The 20,478-nt window shown below is 53.3% G+C and carries 20 protein-coding genes; 10 read left to right on the top strand and 10 right to left on the bottom strand.

Annotated features, from left to right (window positions below; translation table 11 throughout):
* Nucleotides 1-17: 17 nt before the first annotated feature.
* The 6 genes from Q0824_RS08150 to Q0824_RS08125 form a co-directional block, all read right to left on the bottom strand.
* Nucleotides 18-1,049 (bottom strand): succinylglutamate desuccinylase, encoded by a 1,032-nt coding sequence (locus Q0824_RS08150; RefSeq protein ID WP_298449180.1) that lies wholly within the window; start codon nucleotides 1,047-1,049, stop codon nucleotides 18-20.
* A 167-nt stretch (nucleotides 1,050-1,216) separates the two neighbouring features.
* Nucleotides 1,217-1,942: an ABC transporter permease gene (locus Q0824_RS08145; RefSeq protein ID WP_298449178.1), complete on the bottom strand. Its 726-nt coding sequence runs from the start codon at nucleotides 1,940-1,942 to the stop codon at nucleotides 1,217-1,219.
* A gap of 2 nt (nucleotides 1,943-1,944) precedes the next feature.
* Nucleotides 1,945-2,649: an ABC transporter permease gene (locus Q0824_RS08140; RefSeq protein WP_200202930.1), complete on the bottom strand. Its 705-nt coding sequence runs from the start codon at nucleotides 2,647-2,649 to the stop codon at nucleotides 1,945-1,947.
* 69 nt (nucleotides 2,650-2,718) lie between these two features.
* On the bottom strand, nucleotides 2,719-3,471 hold the full coding sequence (locus tag Q0824_RS08135; protein ID WP_298449174.1) for a transporter substrate-binding domain-containing protein: 753 nt from the start codon (nucleotides 3,469-3,471) through the stop codon (nucleotides 2,719-2,721).
* Between the two features lie 84 nt (nucleotides 3,472-3,555).
* Complete coding sequence (locus tag Q0824_RS08130; RefSeq protein WP_298449172.1) at nucleotides 3,556-4,326, bottom strand: ABC transporter ATP-binding protein; 771 nt, start codon at nucleotides 4,324-4,326, stop codon at nucleotides 3,556-3,558.
* A gap of 158 nt (nucleotides 4,327-4,484) precedes the next feature.
* A complete protein-coding gene (locus Q0824_RS08125; RefSeq protein ID WP_298449578.1) occupies nucleotides 4,485-5,243 on the bottom strand; it encodes an FCD domain-containing protein in 759 nt (252 codons plus the stop codon).
* Between the two features lie 272 nt (nucleotides 5,244-5,515).
* On the opposite strand from Q0824_RS08125, the gene dctP reads away from it, so the two are divergent.
* From dctP to Q0824_RS08085, 8 genes are all read left to right on the top strand, one after another.
* Nucleotides 5,516-6,652, top strand: coding sequence for a TRAP transporter substrate-binding protein DctP (gene dctP, locus Q0824_RS08120; RefSeq protein WP_298449170.1), 1,137 nt, complete (start codon nucleotides 5,516-5,518; stop codon nucleotides 6,650-6,652).
* A gap of 105 nt (nucleotides 6,653-6,757) precedes the next feature.
* The gene (locus Q0824_RS08115) at nucleotides 6,758-7,462 is read left to right on the top strand and encodes a TRAP transporter small permease subunit (protein ID WP_298449168.1); all 705 of its coding nucleotides are present in this window, start codon (nucleotides 6,758-6,760) and stop codon (nucleotides 7,460-7,462) included.
* Entirely contained in the window at nucleotides 7,459-8,994 is a 1,536-nt protein-coding gene (locus Q0824_RS08110; RefSeq protein WP_298449166.1) for a TRAP transporter large permease subunit, read from the top strand. Before Q0824_RS08115 ends, Q0824_RS08110 begins: the two co-directional genes overlap by 4 nt.
* A 21-nt stretch (nucleotides 8,995-9,015) precedes the next feature.
* Nucleotides 9,016-9,441, top strand: coding sequence for a heme-binding protein (locus tag Q0824_RS08105; protein ID WP_298449164.1), 426 nt, complete (start codon nucleotides 9,016-9,018; stop codon nucleotides 9,439-9,441).
* A gap of 24 nt (nucleotides 9,442-9,465) precedes the next feature.
* The gene (locus tag Q0824_RS08100; RefSeq protein ID WP_298449163.1) at nucleotides 9,466-10,941 is read left to right on the top strand and encodes an FAD-linked oxidase C-terminal domain-containing protein; all 1,476 of its coding nucleotides are present in this window, start codon (nucleotides 9,466-9,468) and stop codon (nucleotides 10,939-10,941) included.
* On the top strand, nucleotides 10,934-12,001 hold the full coding sequence (gene glcE / locus Q0824_RS08095) for a glycolate oxidase subunit GlcE (RefSeq protein WP_298449161.1): 1,068 nt from the start codon (nucleotides 10,934-10,936) through the stop codon (nucleotides 11,999-12,001). The genes Q0824_RS08100 and glcE overlap by 8 nt, the downstream gene beginning before the upstream one ends.
* A gap of 161 nt (nucleotides 12,002-12,162) precedes the next feature.
* Nucleotides 12,163-13,371 carry a glycolate oxidase subunit GlcF gene (gene glcF, locus Q0824_RS08090; protein ID WP_298449159.1) on the top strand — a complete coding sequence of 403 codons (1,209 nt, stop codon included), beginning with the start codon at nucleotides 12,163-12,165 and terminating at the stop codon, nucleotides 13,369-13,371.
* Between the two features lie 173 nt (nucleotides 13,372-13,544).
* Nucleotides 13,545-14,747 carry a multidrug effflux MFS transporter gene (locus Q0824_RS08085; protein ID WP_366521633.1) on the top strand — a complete coding sequence of 401 codons (1,203 nt, stop codon included), beginning with the start codon at nucleotides 13,545-13,547 and terminating at the stop codon, nucleotides 14,745-14,747.
* Between the two features lie 15 nt (nucleotides 14,748-14,762).
* Here Q0824_RS08085 and sulP read toward each other — a convergent pair whose 3' ends face one another.
* Complete coding sequence (gene sulP / locus Q0824_RS08080) at nucleotides 14,763-16,508, bottom strand: sulfate permease (protein WP_298449158.1); 1,746 nt, start codon at nucleotides 16,506-16,508, stop codon at nucleotides 14,763-14,765.
* A gap of 80 nt (nucleotides 16,509-16,588) precedes the next feature.
* Complete coding sequence (locus tag Q0824_RS08075; RefSeq protein WP_298449156.1) at nucleotides 16,589-16,981, bottom strand: globin; 393 nt, start codon at nucleotides 16,979-16,981, stop codon at nucleotides 16,589-16,591.
* A gap of 232 nt (nucleotides 16,982-17,213) precedes the next feature.
* Here Q0824_RS08075 and Q0824_RS08070 point away from each other — a divergent pair, with 232 nt between their 5' ends.
* The gene (locus Q0824_RS08070) at nucleotides 17,214-17,369 is read left to right on the top strand and encodes a hypothetical protein (protein ID WP_298449154.1); all 156 of its coding nucleotides are present in this window, start codon (nucleotides 17,214-17,216) and stop codon (nucleotides 17,367-17,369) included.
* 9 nt (nucleotides 17,370-17,378) lie between these two features.
* Here the strand turns inward: Q0824_RS08070 and Q0824_RS08065 are convergent, their stop codons facing one another.
* Nucleotides 17,379-18,494, bottom strand: coding sequence for a sterol desaturase family protein (locus Q0824_RS08065; RefSeq protein ID WP_298449152.1), 1,116 nt, complete (start codon nucleotides 18,492-18,494; stop codon nucleotides 17,379-17,381).
* Between the two features lie 176 nt (nucleotides 18,495-18,670).
* Between Q0824_RS08065 and Q0824_RS08060 the strand changes: the two genes are divergently transcribed.
* A complete protein-coding gene (locus Q0824_RS08060; RefSeq protein WP_298449150.1) occupies nucleotides 18,671-19,111 on the top strand; it encodes a universal stress protein in 441 nt (146 codons plus the stop codon).
* 67 nt (nucleotides 19,112-19,178) lie between these two features.
* Here Q0824_RS08060 and Q0824_RS08055 read toward each other — a convergent pair whose 3' ends face one another.
* Complete coding sequence (locus Q0824_RS08055) at nucleotides 19,179-20,309, bottom strand: Fic family protein (protein ID WP_298449148.1); 1,131 nt, start codon at nucleotides 20,307-20,309, stop codon at nucleotides 19,179-19,181.
* Nucleotides 20,310-20,478 lie beyond the last annotated feature (169 nt).

Below are 20,478 nucleotides of genomic sequence, written 5' to 3'. Positions count from 1 at the left end.
CTCTGTGCCGGCGGTTTTTAACGGGGCCTGATCAACAGGCCCACCCGCTGGCCAACCGGCACGTCCCGGTTCGGGAACACAATCGCCTCTGGAATCTCGCCAACCTTGTAACAGGTATCGTCATCCTCCCAGATGACGGTACCCGGGGCGTACTCGGTAAAGTTGGCTACATCATCCGGAATGTGAAACTGAAAGTTCTTCCCTGTATTCAAAATCTCGTACACCACCTCGAACACCGTGAGATGGTCAAAGGGTGGTTGTTTTGCGGGCGTTGGCTCACCACAAAAACGCCGCCGAAGCGCATTTTTAACGCCCTCAAACCGAGTGAGATCGTTCATACCGAACGGATGAACCTTGCCCAACTCCACCGTAAAACTCTCGGCGTTCAGCACGGATGAAGAAAACGACGAAAACGTAGTGCCTGCCTTATGCTGTAGCAATAAGGTTTCCACTTCTGCCTCCAGCAAAAAATCACACTGCACCTCCGGCACCTGCCTACCTTCAACAAACGGGTAAAGTGCAAACTTCTCCCGCTGGGAGGGCCTTATGGCCGTATGTAAATCATAGTGGGAAAGTGCCTGCGGATGCGCCACAGCGAACTGCCGACAAGCCTCCTCAAGAAGCTGCGCTCGAGCTGCTTCCGGCAGCCCGTCATACTCCGGCTTACCATGAGCCCCATTAAACAACCGGTTAAGATTCACATCCAAAAACCGTTCCCCGGCCACCATGGCTGGCGGGTTTCCCAGAATCAGCAGCAGCGGAACAGCCAACTGCCACTCTTCGTTCAACAGCTCGCTGAGAAGCGTGTTAAGAACCTCTATGGGAGCGGTTTCATTGCCATGGATTCCGGCAGAGACGATCAACGCCTCCTGATTCGGATTGGTGCGACCGGGTGGCGGCGTGAGCTGCAGAACGCCAACCGCTTTGCGGTTTATGCGAGTGCCATCCGGGAGTGTGGTTGTGGTTTCGGGAAGGTCAGCTGCGGCATTGGCAAGCGTGTGGGCTAGCCAATCAGGGCTGGATTCAAAAAGATCTGGATATGCAGCCATAGAATCCCCGAATAAAGTCTGGGGTCTGGCAGGGCATTCCCTTCCGGGAGTGTCTGAAGCCATGGATGGCTTCAGTCAAGCCCACATGGATGTGCTCGTAGCGTCTCCCGGAAGGGAATGCCCTGCCAGACCTTGCACAGAGTAAAGTTTTGATGGTTTAAGAATACTCAAGAGCCCACAGGCCGCTGATGCCGCAACAAATGATTCTCAAGCTTGCGGAACGCAAACACCAGAATAAAGGTCAGCACCATGTAGCAAAGCGCCACAAAAATAAACGCATCAAACGGCGCATAAAACCGCGAATAAATATTCCGCGCAGCCCCCGTAAGATCCACAATCGTTACCACACTCGCAATCGCACTCGAGTGCAGCATGAAAATAACCTCATTGGAATACGCCTGCACCGCCCGCCGCGCCGCACTTGGCAACACAATGCGCCGCATCCGCATAAACCAATTCATACCGTAAGCCTTCGCCGCCTCAATTTCACCATGGGGCGTAGAAATGATCGCACCACGGATAATCTCAGTGGTGTAGGCGCAGGTGTTCAATGTGAAGGCCAGCAGGGCAGGGTAAAACGGCTCCCGGAAAATCTCCCACCAGAAGGTTTCCTGAATGCCGGGAATCTGGGCGACGCCATAGTAAATAATATACAGTTGAATCAGCAGCGGCGTGCCACGGAAAAGATAGGTGTAAAGCCACACAGGGCCAGACACAAACGGGTTTTTAACCGTGCGAAGAATCGCCAGAGGAACCGCAAACACAAGCCCGATAATCAGGCACAGAAATACCAGTTGAACGGTCGTGACCATCCCATCCCAGTACTCCATGATGGTCATGGCCGTAAAAATGTCGTTCTTGTTAAGCCAGGCAGCAATAAAGTCGGGTGGCATTATCAAGTCTCCTGAATCACGCCGACATTGGCTCGTTTATCGAGCCACTTAATGAAAAGCTCGGAGCCTGCCGTAAGGGCGAGATACACAAACGCCACCGGAATGAAAAAGTGAAAGGGCATGCGCTCCGCCTTGGCTGCTTCCTCTGCTACACGCACCATATCCGTGAGGCCGATAATAGAAACCAGAGCTGTGGTTTTGAGCAAAACTTGCCAGTTATTGCCAATGCCGGGTAGGGCATGGCGCAACATTTGTGGAACCATCACTCTGCGGAAGGTGTGCCATTTGCTAAAGCCGTAGGCTCGCGCCGCCTCAATCTGTCCGGTTTCAACTGCCAGAAAGGCACCTCGAAAGGTTTCTGTCATGTAGGCCCCGAAAATCAGCCCGATGGTTATCACGCCAGAAATGAATGGATTGAACTGGAAGAAAAAGTCGACTTCATAGGTTTCCCAAATATAGTCGGAGAGCATATTCACGCCCACCTGGCCGCCATAATAGAACAGCAGCATCATCACCAGATCAGGAACACCACGAATCAGGGTGGTGTAAGTGGTCGCAATGCCCACAGCGACACGGCTGTTTGACAGCTTTGCAGCCGCGCCAATAAGCCCGAGAATCAATGCCAGAGCAAGAGACAGGAAAGCGAGTTCTACGGTAACAACTGCCCCGTTCAAAAGGGCCGGACCATAGCCTTTCAGATCAAACATGGGAGTGTCCGGTAGTCAGGGGTAGCCACTACGGCTACCCCTGGGGCTGGAAGTATCAGATCTTAACGGTCAGACTTTTACGTCGTAAGCGAAATACTTTTTCATGATGGCATCGTAGGTGCCGTCTTCTTTCAGCTTACGCAGGGCCGCGTTCACCTCTTCGGCAACGTCTTTGTCGCGCTTGCGCATGGCAACGCCCACGCCTTCACCCAGCTTTACGGGCTCGCCGACTTCCTTGAAGCCTTTCTTGGTCAGAACGGTCTGTTCGCCTACCGGGTAATCAACAAATACGACATCCAGGCGCTGGCCTTCGAGGTCCAGAACCATGTCATCTGCGGTGGTGTAACGCTTGATGGTTACTACGCCACTCATTTCTTCGGTAACAAAGGTGTCCATAGTGGTGCCGCGCTGAACGCCTACAGTTTTACCTTTCATGGCGCCCATGTCGGTAACGTCTGCATTGAAGCTGTCCGGGCCAAACCAGCCGCCTGGCGTGTTGTAGTACGGCTCAGAGAAAAGAACCCGCTCAGCACGCTCCTCCGTGATCGACATGGAAGACATGATCAGATCGAATTTACGGGCCAAGAGGCCAGGAATCATGCCGTCCCAAGCCTGAATGACGAACTCGCAGTCGGCCTTCATTTCTTCACACATGGCAGCGGCCAGATCAACTTCGAAGCCTGTCAGCTCACCATTTTCATCTTTGTATTCGAACGGCTCATAAGGTACGTCGAAAGCAATGCGCAAATTACGCTCGTCTGCCTGCGCACCTGTAGCAAACATGGCCAGCGCGCAGCTTGCTGCAATCATCAGTTTTTTCATGTGTCACTTCTCCAGTGTATCGCCTCTAGGGCGTTATTTTTTTGGAAACTATATGTCCGACAGCGATAAAGATAGCACCGCCTGTCAGAACTTGGGAGCCAAGAACTGTTTCATGCGCTCCGAGTCAGGGTTATCAAACACCTTTTGGGGTGTTCCCTGTTCCTCGATAACGCCCTGGTGTAAAAACAGCACCTGAGTCGACACATCCTTTGCAAATGCCATTTCGTGAGTTACTACGATCATGGTGCGGCCTTCCTCAGCCAGACTTTGCATAACTTTCAATACTTCCCCAACCAGCTCCGGGTCCAGTGCTGAAGTGGGCTCGTCAAAAAGCATTACTTCTGGTTCCATGGCCAGTGCTCTGGCTATGGCTGCCCGCTGCTGCTGGCCCCCGGACATCTGAGCCGGGTAATAATCCTTGCGCTCGTATATGCCCACCTTGTTCAGGTAAGCCTCTGCCCGTTCAATGGCTTCCTTTTTGGGAACCTTAAGCACGTTGATTGGCGCTTCAATAATATTTTCCAGCACCGTCATGTGAGACCAAAGGTTGAAACCCTGGAAGACCATGGAAAGCTTGGCGCGAATCAGTTCTACCTGTTTGTTATCCGCAGGAATACGCTCGCCCTTGCGGTTATTGGTAAACCTTATGGGGTCGCCGTGAACAATGATGTCACCGGAGGTGGGTGTTTCCAGCAGGTTGATGCAGCGCAGAAAGGTACTTTTACCAGAGCCGGAACTGCCGATCAGAGAAACCACATCGCCTTTGCGGGTTTCGAGTGAAATACCTTTGAGCACTTCAAGCTCGGCAAAGGTCTTATGTATGTCCTTGCAGATCAAAGGCGCTTGGTCCGCCATGGATGGCTCCTGAAACTGGAAATCAAGGGCGCTTGTTTTACGGACTGTGGTTGAAGAAATCAATGCCTTACGCACACAGTATTGTTATTTTTCAGCGCCTGTAATTGAGACCACGTATTGTGGCGTAATGAGTGCTCAATGCAAGCATTTTGCTGGTTTCAGCCGCTGATGTGGTGTGGATTCCGCGCTGTTTCCGGCAAAACTGGAATGCGTATAAGCTCGCTGCCTTCGCTTTCCATGTCGCGCATGGATTCACTTACAAAGCGTACATGAGCCATGGCCACTTTCTGTGCGCTTGCGGGTCGGCCAGCCATAATGGCTTCATAGAGTTGGCGATGCTGCTGCACAATTTTCTTACGCTTTTCGGCTCTGGGGTTGAGATTGGCGACAGATGCCTGCACCGTCATCAGCATCATGTTTTTGAGGCTGTTGAGTACATGAACCAGAATCGGATTATGCGAAGCCTCAACAATTGCCTGATGGAAACCGTGATCTGGCCGGGCATTGCTTAGCGGGTCGGTTTCTTCCAATGCCCTGTAGGCTTTGGTGATCCGATGATGGTCCAGGCTGGTTGCACGCTTGGCAGCCAGGAACGCTGCTTGCCCTTCCAACTGTTCACGAACCTCCAACAAATCGTAGAGGGTTCGTGGATGCCCTTCAAAAAGATGCATTAACGGGCCTTGCTCACGGAGGTCGTCAGACCCGGGCACCATTGTGGAAACAAAGGAGCCCTTGCCGTGGCGGGTTTCGATAACTCCGCGCCCCTGGAGTTCATGAAGCGCCTCGCGAATCACCGACCGCGAAACCCGAAGGCGTGCCGCAAGTTGCCGTTCTGACGGTATTTTTTGTTCTGGTGCCAGCCCTCCATCAAGGATGAGCCTTTCCAGCCGGTACGAAACTTCACGTGAAATAGCCATTTTCTTGCCTGCGGGGACGCTGGTCTGACCAGTGCCGTTTGTCATTGTTGTTATCAGGTTTATGCTGACTGCAATACGACAGCCCTTTGAATATGGCCGATTGGGCCGCATTCGTCCATTTTGTCCGTTACAGAAACTGGTCTGACCAGTGGTCTCTTTGCTGGACTAAACAGGTGCCGCCAACGAATATCGTTTCTGATACCGGGTATGAAGCCGGTGTTGCTCAGAGCTCTACAAAAAAACATAACAACAATTTTAGCGGAGATGTCTCGATGAAACCGAGCAAGACCAATACCAATAATTGCGGAGCCGGCGCAGTTTCGCAGCGCAGGAGTTTTCTGAAAACCGCAGCCCTTGGCACCGCTCTGGCGGGTGCGCTGATGATGGGGGCAGGCCAGGCTCACGCTGCAACAACCTGGAAAATACAGTCAGTTTGGGATGCAGGCACTGTCGGTTACGACCTGTTTGAAGAATGGTGCGAGAGCATCAAGGAAAAAAGCGGCGGCGAGCTGATTTTCAAGCCGTTCCCTGCCAAGGCGGTTGCTGCCGATAACAACGCCCTGTTCGAAGCCGTGCGCAATGGCGTGCTGCAAGGGATGAATCCCTTCACCTTGTACTGGTCTGGTAAGATTCCGGCATCGGTATTTCTGTCTTCCTATCCTGCTGGCCCGGATCAGCCGCACCAGTGGGACACCATGTTCTACTCCATGGGTATGTTGGAAAAGACCCGGGAAATCTATAAAAAGTATGGTCTATTTTACGTAGGCCCCATTCAGCACGATGCCAACATCATCCACTCCAAAAAGCCGGTTAACAGCTTGAGCGATTTGAAGGGCATGAAGATTCGCGTGCCCGGCGGAATGGTCGCCGAAGTGTTCCAGCAGTTTGGTGTCTCGACTGTGAGCTTACCAGGCTCTGATATTTTCCCTGCACTGGAAAAAGGCACCATTGATGCAGCGGACTACGTTGGCCCTGCGGTGAACTACGAGCTGGGCTTCTCCCAAGTGACGGACTACATCATGTTCGGCCCTCCCGGTGTTATGTCTATCTACCAGCCAGTGGACTTGATGGACCTCACCGTCAACTTGCGAAACTGGAACAACCTTGATCCGAAACTGCAAAAGCTGGTTGAAGATGAAGTTCGCAATTACTCCCAGATTCACTACCTCACCATTCAGAAGCGCAACATTGAAGCCATGAAGAAGTTCCGGGCCGACGGCGATACGGTATCCCGCCTCAGCCAGGATGACCTTGCCGAGTTCCGCCGTGCCGCGATTCCTATCTGGTACAAGTGGGCAAACAAGGATGAGGATGCCCGCGCCATCTTCGATATGCAGCTTGAATACATGATGAACGACACCGTTGGTTATGTGAGCGAGTCTGATCTGGAAGGCGTTAAAGGCAAGTAAGCCTGCGTTATCTGATAACAATAAAAGCACAGTGGGGAAGGCTAGGGACTGCTCCTGAAAAGCGGAGCGCCTCCTTCCCCGTTTTATGGCTGAGGTAGTAAGCGTATGTCTGATCTGGAAGGCTTCGGATTTGTAATGCCGCACTGGATGTACTGGGGCTGGCTGGCGGTGATGCCGCTCATCATGATGGGGTGGCACAAGTGGGCTTGCGCGAGGGGCGGTGAACCTGCAGAGCCTGGCATGACGCCCGGTGAATTGCAGGCAATGGAAGATGACCCTTTGGTCTACCTGAAGTTCGAAGGTAACTGGTTTACCCGCATTATTGACTGGATCAGTGAGAAATCTGGCGAGTTTGTCGCCTTTTGGACGGTCAACGCGGTGGTTTTCTATTTTTTCGAAGTCGTCATGCGGTACATGTTCAACCAGCCCACGGTGTGGGTGCATGAAGCCAGCTTCTTGTTGCTGGGCATGCAGTACCTGCTGGCAGGCGCCTTTGCCATGCTCCATGGCGCCCATGTGCGGGTGGATGTGGTTTACAACCTCTTGCCGGTGCGCGGCAGGGTTGGCATGGACATCTTTACTTCAATGTTCTTCTTCGTATTCGCCCTGGTACTCATGGTCACCTCCTGGACCTTTTTCGAGAACTCATACTCCATGAACGAAACCACTGTTGAGACCTGGGGCATTCAGTACTGGCCGGTTAAAGGCATGATGATGCTTGGCTCTACTTTGTTGCTACTCGCGGGCATATCCAAGCTCATTAAAGATATTGTTCTATTTGTTCGCCTTGGACAGGAGCGTGCCGCATGACTACCAGTACACCGACTGCTTCAGGACCTACTCTGTCGGGTAAGCTCGGCACCTGGTTGATGATTCTGGCCACCATAGGCTTCGGGTTTGTCATCTGTGTCGAGATGATCAATATCCTGTTCTACGATCCCTTCAGCGACGACAAATTCCTTTTCAAATTTGCTGGCAGTCTTGCCAGTGTTGAAATCGGCCCGCTTACCTATCTGATGTTTGGCTCGCTTTTCGTTGCCCTGATGATGGGCTTGCCACTGGCCTTCGTTACGGGTGGCCTCGGGGTACTGTTCGTGTATCTGGTAGGGGATGCGATGATGCTCAATATCGTGCCCAGCCGGATATTCCCGATGATGACCAACTCCGATCTGGCTGCGATTCCGCTATTTATTTTCATGGCGTCCATGCTTGAGCGTGCCGGGCTGATCGAGGAAATGTTCAGCGTGGTTTACAAATGGATGGGCGGCCTTAGCGGTGGCCTGGCAACGGCAACCATACTGGCGTCCACGCTTTTGGCTGCCATGGTGGGGGTAATCGGTGCTGCGGTTGTAACCATGGGCATCATTGCTCTGCCTGCCATGCTGAAGCGTGGCTACGACCACAAGATCGCCATTGGTTCCATTATGGCGGGCGGCACCTTGGGTATTCTTATCCCACCCTCCATTCTTGCCATTCTCTATGCAGTGGTGGCGCAGCAGTCGGTGGGCGAGCTTTACCTGGGGTCCGTTATTCCCGGGCTGATGCTCTCGAGCCTTTATATTGCGTATGTTCTGATTCGCAGTTGGCTTAACCCAAGCCTTGGGCCGCCTGTGCCCGTGGAAGAGCGAATCTCCCTGCGGGAAAAACTGCTTCTGCTTAAAGGCCTGATTGCGCCCCTCATACTTGTGGCTCTGGTGCTTGGCCTTCTGTTCGGTGGCATAGCGACCCCGGTTGAAGCAGCGGGCATTGGTTCATTCGGCGCCATTGTTGTCGCCATCATGCACGGCCGGTTCAATATCAGTGGCTTGCGTGAGGCCTCCATAACCACGGCTAAAGCGTCTGCCATGGTCCTGTGGATCATGTTTGGTGCCTCAGTGTTTGTGGGTTTCTATATTCTTCAGGGCGGTCAGGAGTTTGTAACAGATTCCATCTTGAGCACTGGTATGAGCGCATACGGCATTCTGTTTTTGTTGATGGGGCTGCTGATAGTGCTGGGCATGTTCCTTGACTGGGTGGGCATCCTGCTTCTGGCCGTTCCGATCTTCATTCCGATTGTGAAGGCGCTGACGTTTGAGGGGCTGTTCGGTTTGCCGCCGGTAGATGGCGATGATGTGGTGCTCTGGTTCGGGGTGCTGTATCTGGTGAACATGCAGATGTCATTCCTTAGCCCGCCCTTTGGCTATGCACTGTTTTACATACGTGGCGTGTGCCCGCCGGAAATATCCATGGGCACTATCTTCAAATCCTCTCTGGTGTTCCTTGCCATTCAGGCGTTTGGCCTGATGGTATGCATCGCTATTCCGGGTGTTGTTACCTGGTTGCCAGGGCTGGTTTACGGCTGATCCATTTTGGAGGTAAGTAACATGTTAACTATCAAGAGACTTGATCTGACGGAAGCCCGGCTGCTGATTGCTGGAGCAGCTGACAAGGCCCGGGAAATTGGCGTCCCCATGTGCATTGCCATTGTTGACGAATCTGGCAATCTGATCGCTTTCGAGCGCATGGATGGAGGCAAGATCACAAGCGTCACCATTGCCCAGGACAAAGCATTCACAGCCGCAGCGGCCAAGAAAGCTACCCACGAATACAATGCCGTGAACGTGCCTGGCAGCCTGGCTTTTGGCATCCATACCGAAGTGGGCGGGCGCGTAAGTTCTGTTGGCGGTGGTTTGCCCGTGATCGTCGATGGGGAGGTTGTGGGCGGTATCGGATTAAGTTCCGGCACGCCACAACAGGATATGGATTGCGCCCAGGCAGGTCTTGATTACTTTGCAGCCCAGCGAGGCTGAAACAGGCGGTTTGAGGAAGGCCTTATGACAACCAAGCCAACCATCAGCAAAGCCGAGCTGGCTGAAAAGCTCCGGGGCTTTGTTGATGCAAATTTCGTTATCACTGATGACGAAACTATGAAGCCCTACGAATGCGACGGCATGTCGATGTACTGCGAAATGCCGTTACTGGTCGTGCTGCCGGAAACCGTAACACAGGTGCAGCGGATTATGCGAATCTGCCATCAGCATGGAGTTCCGGTTGTTGCCCGTGGAGCGGGAACCGGTCTTAGTGCTGGTGCCATGCCGAATAAAGAAGGTGTGGTGTTATCGCTGGCCAAGTTCAACCGTATTTTGAACATAGATCCGTTGGCACGAACGGCCAGCTTGCAGCCGGGTGTTCGCAACCTGGCGATTAGCGAAGAAGCCGCTCAATACGGCCTCTACTACGGCCCCGATCCCTCATCGCAGATTGCCTGCACCATTGGCGGCAATGTGGCGGAGAACTCAGGTGGTGTGCACTGCCTGAAGTACGGGCTAACGGTACACAACCTTCTCAGCGTGGAAATAGTGACCGCTGAGGGCGATGTGGTAACCGTGGGCAGCGACGGATTGGATAGCTGCGGCATGGACCTTCTCGCCCTGCTAACCGGATCAGAAGGCCTGCTGGGTGTGGTGACAGAAGTGAAAGTAAAGCTTCTGCCCAAGCCTGAAGTGGCGCAAGTGGTGATGGCCGGTTTCGACAGCGTGCAGATGGCGGGTGATGCGGTGGGTGGCATCATCTCCCATGGCATCATTCCTGGCGGTTTGGAAATGATGGACGGCTACGCCATTGTGGCGGCCGACGATTTTGCCGGTGCGGGCTATCCCCGAGAGGCCAAAGCGCTGCTTCTTTGCGAAGTGGATGGCACCGAAGAAGAAGTGCACGAACACATTGCCGAGGCCGAAGAGGTTTTCCGCAAGCTTGGAGCCACCTCGGTTCGCACCTCTCAAAGCGAAGAGGAGAGGGCACTTCTATGGCTGGGACGGAAATCTGCATTCCCGGCCGTCGGTCGCATTTCTCCCGACTACTATTGCATGGACGGCACCATTCCCCGGCGACACATTGCTTATGTGTTGTCTGAGATGGACAAAATGTCTGAAGTGTTCGGCTTGCGTGTCGCCAACGTATTCCATGCCGGCGATGGCAACCTGCACCCGTTGATCCTGTTTGATGCAAACGTACCGGGGGAGTTCGAACGTACCGAAGCCTTCGGAGCGGCAATACTGAAAATGTGCGTGGATGTGGGTGGCTGCATTACTGGTGAACATGGTGTAGGCGTGGAGAAGATTCGCCAAATGGCGATTCAATTCAACGATGAAGAGCTGCAGCAATTTCACGATGTGAAAGCCGCGTTTGATCCAACGGGGATTCTCAATCCGGGCAAAGCTGTGCCTGCGCTGAAGTTCTGCCAGGAATATCGGTCGCTCGAATACAAACAACACAAGCACGAACACACGGAAGCCGCACAACATGGCTGATATCTCTCAACAACTGCAGGAGCAAGTGCTCCAGGCCCGCGCTGGCGGGGAGAAACTCAACATAGTGGGTGGCAACACCAAAGCCTTCATCGGCCGTGAACCCAGTGCAGAGGCTGGCACCCTCAACGTGGGCGAGCACACCGGCATAGTGGATTACCATCCCGTAGAGTTGGTAATGACCGTACGTGCTGGCACACCTTTGGCTGACATTGAAGCGGTGCTTGCCGAACAAGGCCAGGCACTGCACTTCGAACCCCCTCACTTTGGCCCCGAATCCACCATTGGCGGCACACTCGCCTGCAACCTGTCTGGCCCTGCGCGGCCCTGGACCGGCTCAGTGCGGGACCAAGTGCTTGGCATACGCCTGATTAACGGCAAAGGCGAGCATCTACGATTTGGCGGCGAAGTGATGAAAAACGTCGCCGGTTACGATGTCTCCCGACTCCAAGCCGGAGCCTTAGGCACCCTGGGGCTCATCACTGAAATCAGCCTCAAAGTAATGCCTAGCCCCGCTGCTAGCATGACCTTAGTGCAGGAAATGGGCATAGACGAAGTCCTCCACTACATGAACAGCCGCTCAGCCGAACCCAAACCCATAACAGCCGCCTGCTGGGTAGATGGCAAAGTCTATCTGCGCCTCTCCGGAGCCAAAACAGCCGTAGAAGCCACAGCCGAAAAGTGGAGTGGGGAGGTGGTAGAGGCAGGTGCTGATTTCTGGCGCTCAGTGCAAGACATGCAGCACGACTTCTTCACCCGCAGCGACGAAGCACTATGGCGTTTCTCCGTTAACTCCACCGCTGTGAACCCCGCCATCGAAGGCGACTGGTTCATAGACTGGGCCGGCTCCCAGCGATGGTTCAGGGGAGCGAGCCAATTGAGCGACATGGAGCCATTGGCTCGCGCCGCTGGCGGACAGGTAAGCCTGTTCCGGGGTGGTGACAGAAGTGGTGAGGTAATGCACGGCCAGCCTGATGCACTTAAAGCAATCCAGCAGCGGGTGAAAAACTCGTTTGATCCCGACGGAATATTTAACCCGGGACGACTGTATAGCTGGTTGTAATTTCGCGAAGGTCAGAACAGCGATTGGGTGAATGGTTCTCTGAAACTGTGCGAAGCCATGGATGGCGTAGCCAAGCGTACAGGGAAGTATTCACAGCGTGTTTCAGAGAACCATTCATCCAAGCGCGATACCACCGAATATGAGTCTTTAGCAGGTAAAACATGCAAACAAACCTGGTTCAACAATTTGCCAACACAACAGAAGGACAGGAAGCAGAAGCCATCCTGAGAGCGTGCGTCCACTGCGGATTCTGCACCGCAACCTGCCCAACCTACCAGGAACTCAACGACGAGCGCGACGGCCCCCGAGGCCGCATCTACCTCATGAAAATGTTCCTCGAAGGCGCCGAAGTCACCGAAAAAACCCGTGAACACCTCGACCGCTGCCTAACCTGCCGCAGCTGCGAAACCACCTGTCCATCCGGTGTTCAGTACGGTCGCCTTCTGGACATCAGCCGCAACCTTATCGACAAAGAACTGCCACGCCCCCCGAAAGAAAAGTGGGTGCGCTGGGCCCTGGCGCGAGTACTGCCCAATCGAGTACTGTTTGGAAACTTGCTAAAGCTCGGGCAAACCTTCGCCCCCATACTGCCTGCCAAACTGCGATCCAAAGTACCACCCAAAAAACAGGCAAGCCCCTGGCCCGCCGCAAGCCATAACAGAATTGTTCTGGCACTGGCAGGCTGCGTGCAGCCCTCTGCCACACCGAACACCAACGCAGCTGCCGCTCGAGTGCTGGACAAGCTCGGCATCACCATGGTCGAAGCCCCTGAAGCCGGATGCTGCGGGGCGGTTAACTATCACCTCTCTGAGCACGAAAAGGGCCTTGAGCGCATGCGCCAGAACATCGATGCCTGGTGGCCAGCCATCGAATCTGGTGCAGAGGCACTGATTATGACCGCCTCTGGTTGTGGGGCCATGGTGCAGGACTACGGACACTTGTTGAGAAACGACCCTGTCTATGCCGCCAAGGCCGCGAGAGTCAGCGAGCTCAGCACCGACCTTGGCGCATTTTTGCTGAATCAGAATCTCGAAAGCCTCAAGGTGCAGAACACCTCTGGCAAAGTTGCCTTTCATTGCCCCTGCACACTGCAACATGCAATGAAACAGAGCGGTGTTGTGGAGCAGGTGCTTACCAAGGCAGGCATCAACTTGGCCATCACCAAAGACAAGCATTTGTGCTGTGGTTCTGCAGGCACTTATTCGGTATTGCAACCAGAACTTAGCCAGAAACTGCTGGGCAACAAACTCAAAGCACTGACGGTGGATGATCCTGATCGTATCGTAACCGCCAACGTAGGTTGCCAGATGCACCTTGAGACCAAAGCCCAAGTACCGGTGCAACACTGGATAGAGCTGCTTGATCAATAAGTAGTAAGGCTAGGCTGCTCTGCATTCCCTATGATGATTGTATTGCTCCCTTAGTGATTTCCGTCACTAAGGGAGTGTATCTTGCTGCTATGCGCTAGACTGCTAAGTTGTGAGCACGCTAACAATCCACGGTTGCAGCATCTTCTGTCTGGCCCTCTCATTTGGATACCGATTTGAATACAGCCCCTATGTCCCACCTTCAGCTAGCCGTCTTATTGGGCATGACCGTTGCCTTGGGGCCATTGGCACTTGATGCATACTTGCCGGCCTTCCCGGAAATTGCTGATGAATTAGGTATTGGGCATGGAGGCGTTGGCCTCACGTTGAGTGCTTATATTGGCGCTTTGGGGCTTGCACAGTTGCTGGGCGGGCCATTATCTGACCGCTATGGTCGACAGCGGATACTGTTTGCCGGGCTGCTGGTTTTCGCTATTGCCGCCTATATGGTTGCCCAGTCTGAAACCCTTGCAAACTTGCTGGGATGGCGGATTGTGCAGGGCATTGGTGGGGCGTTTTGCGCAGTGTCCGTGCCGGCCATAGTTCGCGATCAAACCAGTGGTCAGGATGCTGCCCGGTTGTTCGGGTTGATTGGCTTGGTCATGTTCATTGCACCTGCGGCCGCGCCCTCTATTGGCTCGGCATTACTGTATTTCAGCGAGTGGCATGTGATCTTTCTGATGCTGGCAGGTTACGCAGCTCTGCTGGCCGTTGTTCTGCATTTCCAATTGTTTCGGCGCCTACCTCCCCGCCAAACAGAACGCACCCCGGTTGCCACGCTGGTAACCAACTATGGGCTGGTGCTTCGCCATGGTGTCACCATGCGCTTTGTTGGGCTGCAAGCGCTGTGCTTCAGTTCCATGATGGTGTTTATCACCCACGCATCGTTTATTTATCAGGAGTGGTTTGGGCTCTCAAATGCCATGTTTTCGGGGCTGTTCGCTGCCAACATAGTGGCTATGGCAAGTTTGAATCTGCTCAACCGTCGCCTGCTAAACAAATATGAATCCGTGCGCATTCTCAGAATCTGCGTGTTCCTGCAGGCCATTGCTGTGAGCGCGCTGGTAATCTGCGCTTGGGCGGGCGCACCCTACTGGGTGATAGCAGGCTGCATTATTGTTGCAGTTGGGTTCATGGGCGCCATTATTCCCAACAACATGGCTAATGCTCTGGAGTTCTTCCCCCATCTTGGCGGCACTGCAGCAGCAATGCTGGGCGCGGCGCAGTTCACGATTGCGGGCGCTATCAGTGCACTTTCAGCAACTCTGGCAGGTAGTGCACTGTTGCCCATCGTGCTGATTATGGCGGTGTGCGTTTATGGGGCTGCTGTGTTGGCTGCTGGCGGGCCAGCGGCGATTGAACGTAAGAAGCAGGCCTAGGGTTGGCTGCCAGAACTAGCTTTTGGCGCGCCGAGCCTTTGCAGCATTGCTCTGCTTGGCAATCGAAGCGCGGGAGCTAATACCCTGATCAATGTACAATACTGCATCTGTAATTTGAGGGAACATGTGCTCATTTAGCACATACGGCCCCAGTGCAGATGATTGTGTGAGGGTGTCGCGCACAGGGCCAATCAGGCTAACCAGATAGAACTCAATGCCCTGTTCCCGCAGGTTTTCAATCACGCTTTCCAGCATGATTAACGACGTGGTATCGATGCTGCTAACCGATTGAGCATCGAGAATCACGCCCTTCAAAGCACCCTCCGGGCGCTTCTTGATAAGGCTGTATAGCCGGCTTTTGAAATAGTCTTTGTTGGCGAAATACAGGGGTGCATCGAAGCGGAAAATAAGCAGGTCTTTGCGAACGCTGGTGCTCTCGAATCGAGTTATGTTGCGATAGAGATCTTCGCCATCAAGTTTGCCGAGTTCGGCCATGTGCGGTGTTGTGCTGTTATAAATCACCAGCATTAACGATACCGCTACGCCCACCAGCAAACCCTGCTGTACGCCCAACAAGATGGTGATAACAAAGGTGACCAGCAGAATCAGAAATTCTTTTCTGTCTTGCCGGAACAGCGCCTTCATTTCCTTATATTTGAATAGCCCCAACACCGACATAACGATAATTGCTGCCAGAGCAGCTTTCGGTAGGGGGTAGTCGGTGAACAGAGGCGTAAGGAAAATCACCGTGATCGCAATCAAGACAGAAGAAATGAGCCCGGACACCTGAGTTAGTGCGCCCGCTTCCCGCATCGCCGCACTACGAGAAAAACTGGCTGAAACCGGAAAACTGCGAAACATGGCACCCAGAGCGTTGGCCAAACCGAGTGCAATCAATTCCTGATTGGGTTGGGCGCTGCGTTTGTCTTTAGGCGATTCCTGGGATTTGCAAATCGACATGGTGCCTACAAAGCCCATCAGGGCTACGGTAAATGCCACCGGCAGCAGCTCACCAAGCTTTGCAAGATCAAAATCCGGGAACTGCAACGAAGGGAAACCCTGGGGTACAGAATTGATAACTTCTACACCCGCCTGCCCGGCATGGAAAAGCCCCGAGAGCAGCATGGTGCCAACCAGCAGAATCAGCGCGCTAGGCACCTTTGGTGCACGATGTTTACACAGATATATAAACAGCAGGCTTGCCACAGAAATAGCTACGGTAAGGCCATGCCAGTTGGTTATGTTCAAGAGTAGTTGGTAGCAAAGGTCGAGCACGTTGGCGCTATCAACATGCACCCCTGTCAGGCTTTGGAGCTGGCTGCCTATGATGATAATGGCAGCGGCCGAGGTGTAGCCAACGACAACCGGGTATGAGAGAAAGTTGACGATAAAGCCGAAGCGAAGCACCCCAAACAGAAACTGAATCAAGCCAACCAGCAGGGTTAACTCAATGGCAAGCTGGAGGTATTGGTCTGAGCCAGGCTCTGCGAGCACGCTGAGGCCGGAGAGAATAAGAATGGCATCCAGTGCCACCGGCCCAATGGAAATCTTGTTGGAGGTTCCCAGCAGGGCGTACAAAAGCGGCGGAAAGATCGACGCATACAGCCCAAACTCTGGTGGCAAGCCGGCCAGCACTGCATAGCCCATGCTTTGCGGGATTAGCATAACGCCAATAGCCAAGCCCGATACCACGTCCCGCCTTAATGTGTGGGCCGAGTATCCTTGCAACCAGAGCAAACCAGGCAATAGTTTGAAGAGCATAAAAACAGTTTATCGCTTGAGGGCTGGCATTCAAGTGTGTGGAAATCAATGGGCCGAATCAAGAAGTATCAGTGGGGCGCTCAGTAGGCTCCGCGAATCAGATCGATTCCCGGGGTCAGCACCTCTTCCCATGCATCGCCAAGTTCTTTGGTGTACTCAGGATCATGCAGGCGAACGGTTTTCAGCAGCGAGTCCAGCCAAAACGAGTACCACTCAGGATTGATGTTCAGGTTCGAGCGGTTATGGCTTTCGCCAAGTGCTTTGAGCTTGCGGTCTGGCATACCACGTGCGGTAAGGATCAGTTGCAAAACGCCGTGGCGAAGAAGATGCCGTTGTGCGGGCATATCTGTATTCACAAAGCGGTTCCTGATGGCATCCGAGCTAGACATGAAATGGTCGTAGAAATCGATGAAAAACTCATCACGGTTGCAGCACCTTCCGTAGCTTTGGAAAACCAGATCGGTGTTGTTCATATGCGTTTATAGAGCCTCTATTAAAAGGGGGGTATTTGAGTAGGGCGCTAAGGGTAATGGCTGACCATGCGTTCTTCTGTTGAGTTTTGTAAACGAACGAAGAGGCACTGGCGCGTTAAACACAGTAGAAGACAAGCAGGCCATGAGGTGCGTGTCTTTCCCTATATTCTTAGCCGTCTCGGTAACTGCTAAGATGCAACGGTTAAAACACAATGCCAATGGAGACATTACGATGGCGAAAAAGAAGGTAAGCCCCACAAAGCACAGTGCTGTGCAGCGGGAACTCAAAACCCCCAAGTATCAAATGCGCGTGGTCGAAGACAAAAGCAAATATCGCCGCAGCCGCGACAAAAATGTACGGATGGAGGATTTTCGCAAAGCTGCCTGATGGGCTGTTTTACGAAAATCCTTCGTTTGTGCTGTTTGTCGCCACTACCTCCAGGGACTTGCGCTTGGTGCCGTTGAGTAGATAGGCACAGCCGTAAAGACAGGCAACTATCACCACCGAAAGCACGGCCTTTTTCCACAAAGGCAAGCTGAACTGCTCAAACAGAAGGTGGCTGATCAAGGGGAGAGTGGCTAAAAACAGGGCAATCGCTGTGATTTTTTGCCAGAGGCTCACGTCCGGGTCGTACTTTTTATAGTTCCCAATGTCATAGGGCTTCCACGGATCGCTCTCGGTGACATCTGCAGGGCGCCAGCCCGTGGGCATGAACCACAGCTTGATCTTGTCGGTCCACTTTTCGGTATTCACTGCGTCTTTCCATAGCCTTGCCCACCAATCCACATGAGCGTATAGCGGGTCCCAGCTTCGATAGGGTTTGCGCACGCCGTAAATGCAGGGATCTTCGTCCCGCTCTTCTGCCCAGGTATCAAAAAGCTTGTCCCAAAACATAACCACCCCGCCATAGTTTTTGTCGACATAGCGGGGGTTCACCGCATGGTGCACGCGATGGGCGGAGGGTGTGTTAAAAACGCCTTCAATTAGCGGCACCCGGCCAATAGCTTTGGTGTGTATCCAGAACTGGAAGAACTTGTTCAGTAGCAATACCGTCGCGAAGACTTCGATTGGGCAACCCATAAATGCCATTGGAAGAAAGATCGGGAATACCAATGTGTCCTGCAGGGCGCCTTGGCGGAGGGCTACGGTAAAATTGTATTCCTCACTTTGATGGTGGGGCAGGTGACCATTCCACATAAAGTTGATGGTATGGGACAGGCGATGGCCCCAGTAGTAAAAGAAGTCGTAAACGAAGAAAAACAGAATCCAGGTATATGCAGAACCCATACTCCATTCAAACAGGCCGAACCTGTTTGAGAGGTAGGCAAAGATCACGAACAAACCACCTTTCGTGAACAGCTCGAATATCAGCGTGATAATTCCGCAGCTCATGTTGGTGAGGCTATCGTTCACACGCAGCGAAGTCCGGTTTTTACGCCAGAAAAACAGTGATTCCAGACCTATAAACAGCAAAAAGAACGGAATGGAAAAAGCTACATAGTGATCAGCCATGGTCACCCTCATTATTTTATTTATAGATTGAAGGTACCTTGGCATTGAAGCAAAAGCTTGTTGGAACGCGACACCCTGTTGTTTTTAGACGCGGCAGAGGAGCCGTTTTCTACGACAAGTTCCACCGTCTGCCTGTGCTATGGTATTGGCGTACCTAACAGAAATGGAGGTGTGTCATGGCAAAAGTTACTTCCGGCATAGTGGTGGCCTGCGATGGTTCAGAGCACTCGTTAGAAGCGGCGAGGATGGCGGCGGAGTTGGCAAAGGCGATGGGCCAACCCCTCAAACTCTTGTCTGTGTTCCCGAGTTCACGGGTTGAAAAGCTGGTAATTGGCGGCGCCATGCCTGAAAGCATTGATGAAGAAGTGAATAGCTACGGACGCGAAGTGCTTGATGCCGCCAGGAAAGCGGTGGGCAGCACAGTTGAGTCAGCTGAAGAGGTTCTTCTGAGAGGCGACCCGGCCAAGGTAATACTCGACTACCTGGAGGATAATCCGGGTGTGCATCTTGTGCTGGGGCGTCGCGGCCATTCGTTGGTGCGCAGCCTTACGCTTGGTAGCATCAGCGAGAAAGTGGTTCGCCATGCTTCGGGGCCGGTTACTGTTGTTAACGGGTGATATTGAGTTTTCAGCAGGCCAGCTCATGTGAAGTGAGCTGGCCAGTATAGAGTCGGCCTGTATTCTGTCAGACGTCTCCCTTGTTGTTTTCAGATCTTACGCCGTAGCGTGTGCTTCGCCCGCCTCCGGGCAACTTATCGAGGCAGCCAAGTTCCAGAAGTTCAGCCAGATCTCGGGTGGCTGTGGCTTTACTGACTTTGGTGAGCGATTGGTATTTGCGCGCATTGATGCCGTGCTCAAACTCTTCACCTGCCATATCCAATAAGCGATTCAGCACTTTGATCTGGCGTTGGTTGAGTACCTTGGTTGCATGGCGTTGCCAGAACAGGGTCTTTGCCAAAACTCTCTCTACCCTTAGCAGTGCCTGCTGCAACGCCTCTTCCAAAGTGTCCAGAAACCAGGCCAGCCACTGAGTTATGTCGAGTTCGCCACTCTGAGCCTGCTCCAGTTGCTCATAGTAAGCGTTGCGCCGGGCCATGATTGCGGCGCTGAGGGAATAGAAGCGTACAGAATGCCGTTCGGCCTGTGCCAGAGCCCGGTCAGTAACCGCACGGGTAGTGCGACCGTTGCCATCATCAAACGGGTGCAAGGTGATCAGCCAAAGGTGAGCAATGCCCGCACGTATCAAAGGGTCGAGATCCGCAGGTGGTGCATTGAACCATGCCAGGAAGTCGTTAACCTGAGTTTCCAACCCCACGCGCGGCGGCGCTTCAAAACGTACTTTGGGCCGATCAATGCGACCGGACACCACTTGCATAGGTTGATCGCCACGCCAGTCGCCCACACGGACTTCGGTAAACGCGCCAGCTGCGTCGGGAAAGAGTAACGCTTGCCAGTGGCACAGTTGCTGGGTTGAGAGGGGACTGTCTGGCTCATGTGTGGCTTCCAGAAGCAAGGTAACCAGTGAGTCTGATTCAGGAGTGCCGCGCTCTACCATGCCGGCTTGCTCAATTCCCAGCTGGCGAGCCACAGACGAACGCACCGAACTGACATCCAAGTGTTCGCCTTCGATTTCACTGGTGCGGATGGCATTCTGGATCAGGGCGTCCATTTCCACTTCAAGATCGGCCTGCTCCGGGGCCAGTTCAGTTCGGCCCAGCAAGCGCCCTTGTAAAAGGCGCACGCTATCCAGCTGGGAGCGCAGTGCTGATTCATCCCAGAGAAAGTGAGGCCAGTTTGCATGTTGCCAGATATACATGAGCCGAATCGGTTGCCTTTCGGGATCATTATGTGAGCCGATTAATGTAGCTATTCGGCTCAGAGAGCGCAAGTCGCATTAGCGCGACTTGAGTAGAGTGAAATCATGGGAAGACTGAATTCCTAAGCATCTTTGTCAAGCCTAAAGAAATACAGTATAAGAAGTTAAA

This window comes from uncultured Marinobacter sp. (assembly GCF_947488835.1).
Lineage (GTDB): Bacteria > Pseudomonadota > Gammaproteobacteria > Pseudomonadales > Oleiphilaceae > Marinobacter.
This window is presented reverse-complemented; position numbering and strand designations above follow the sequence as displayed.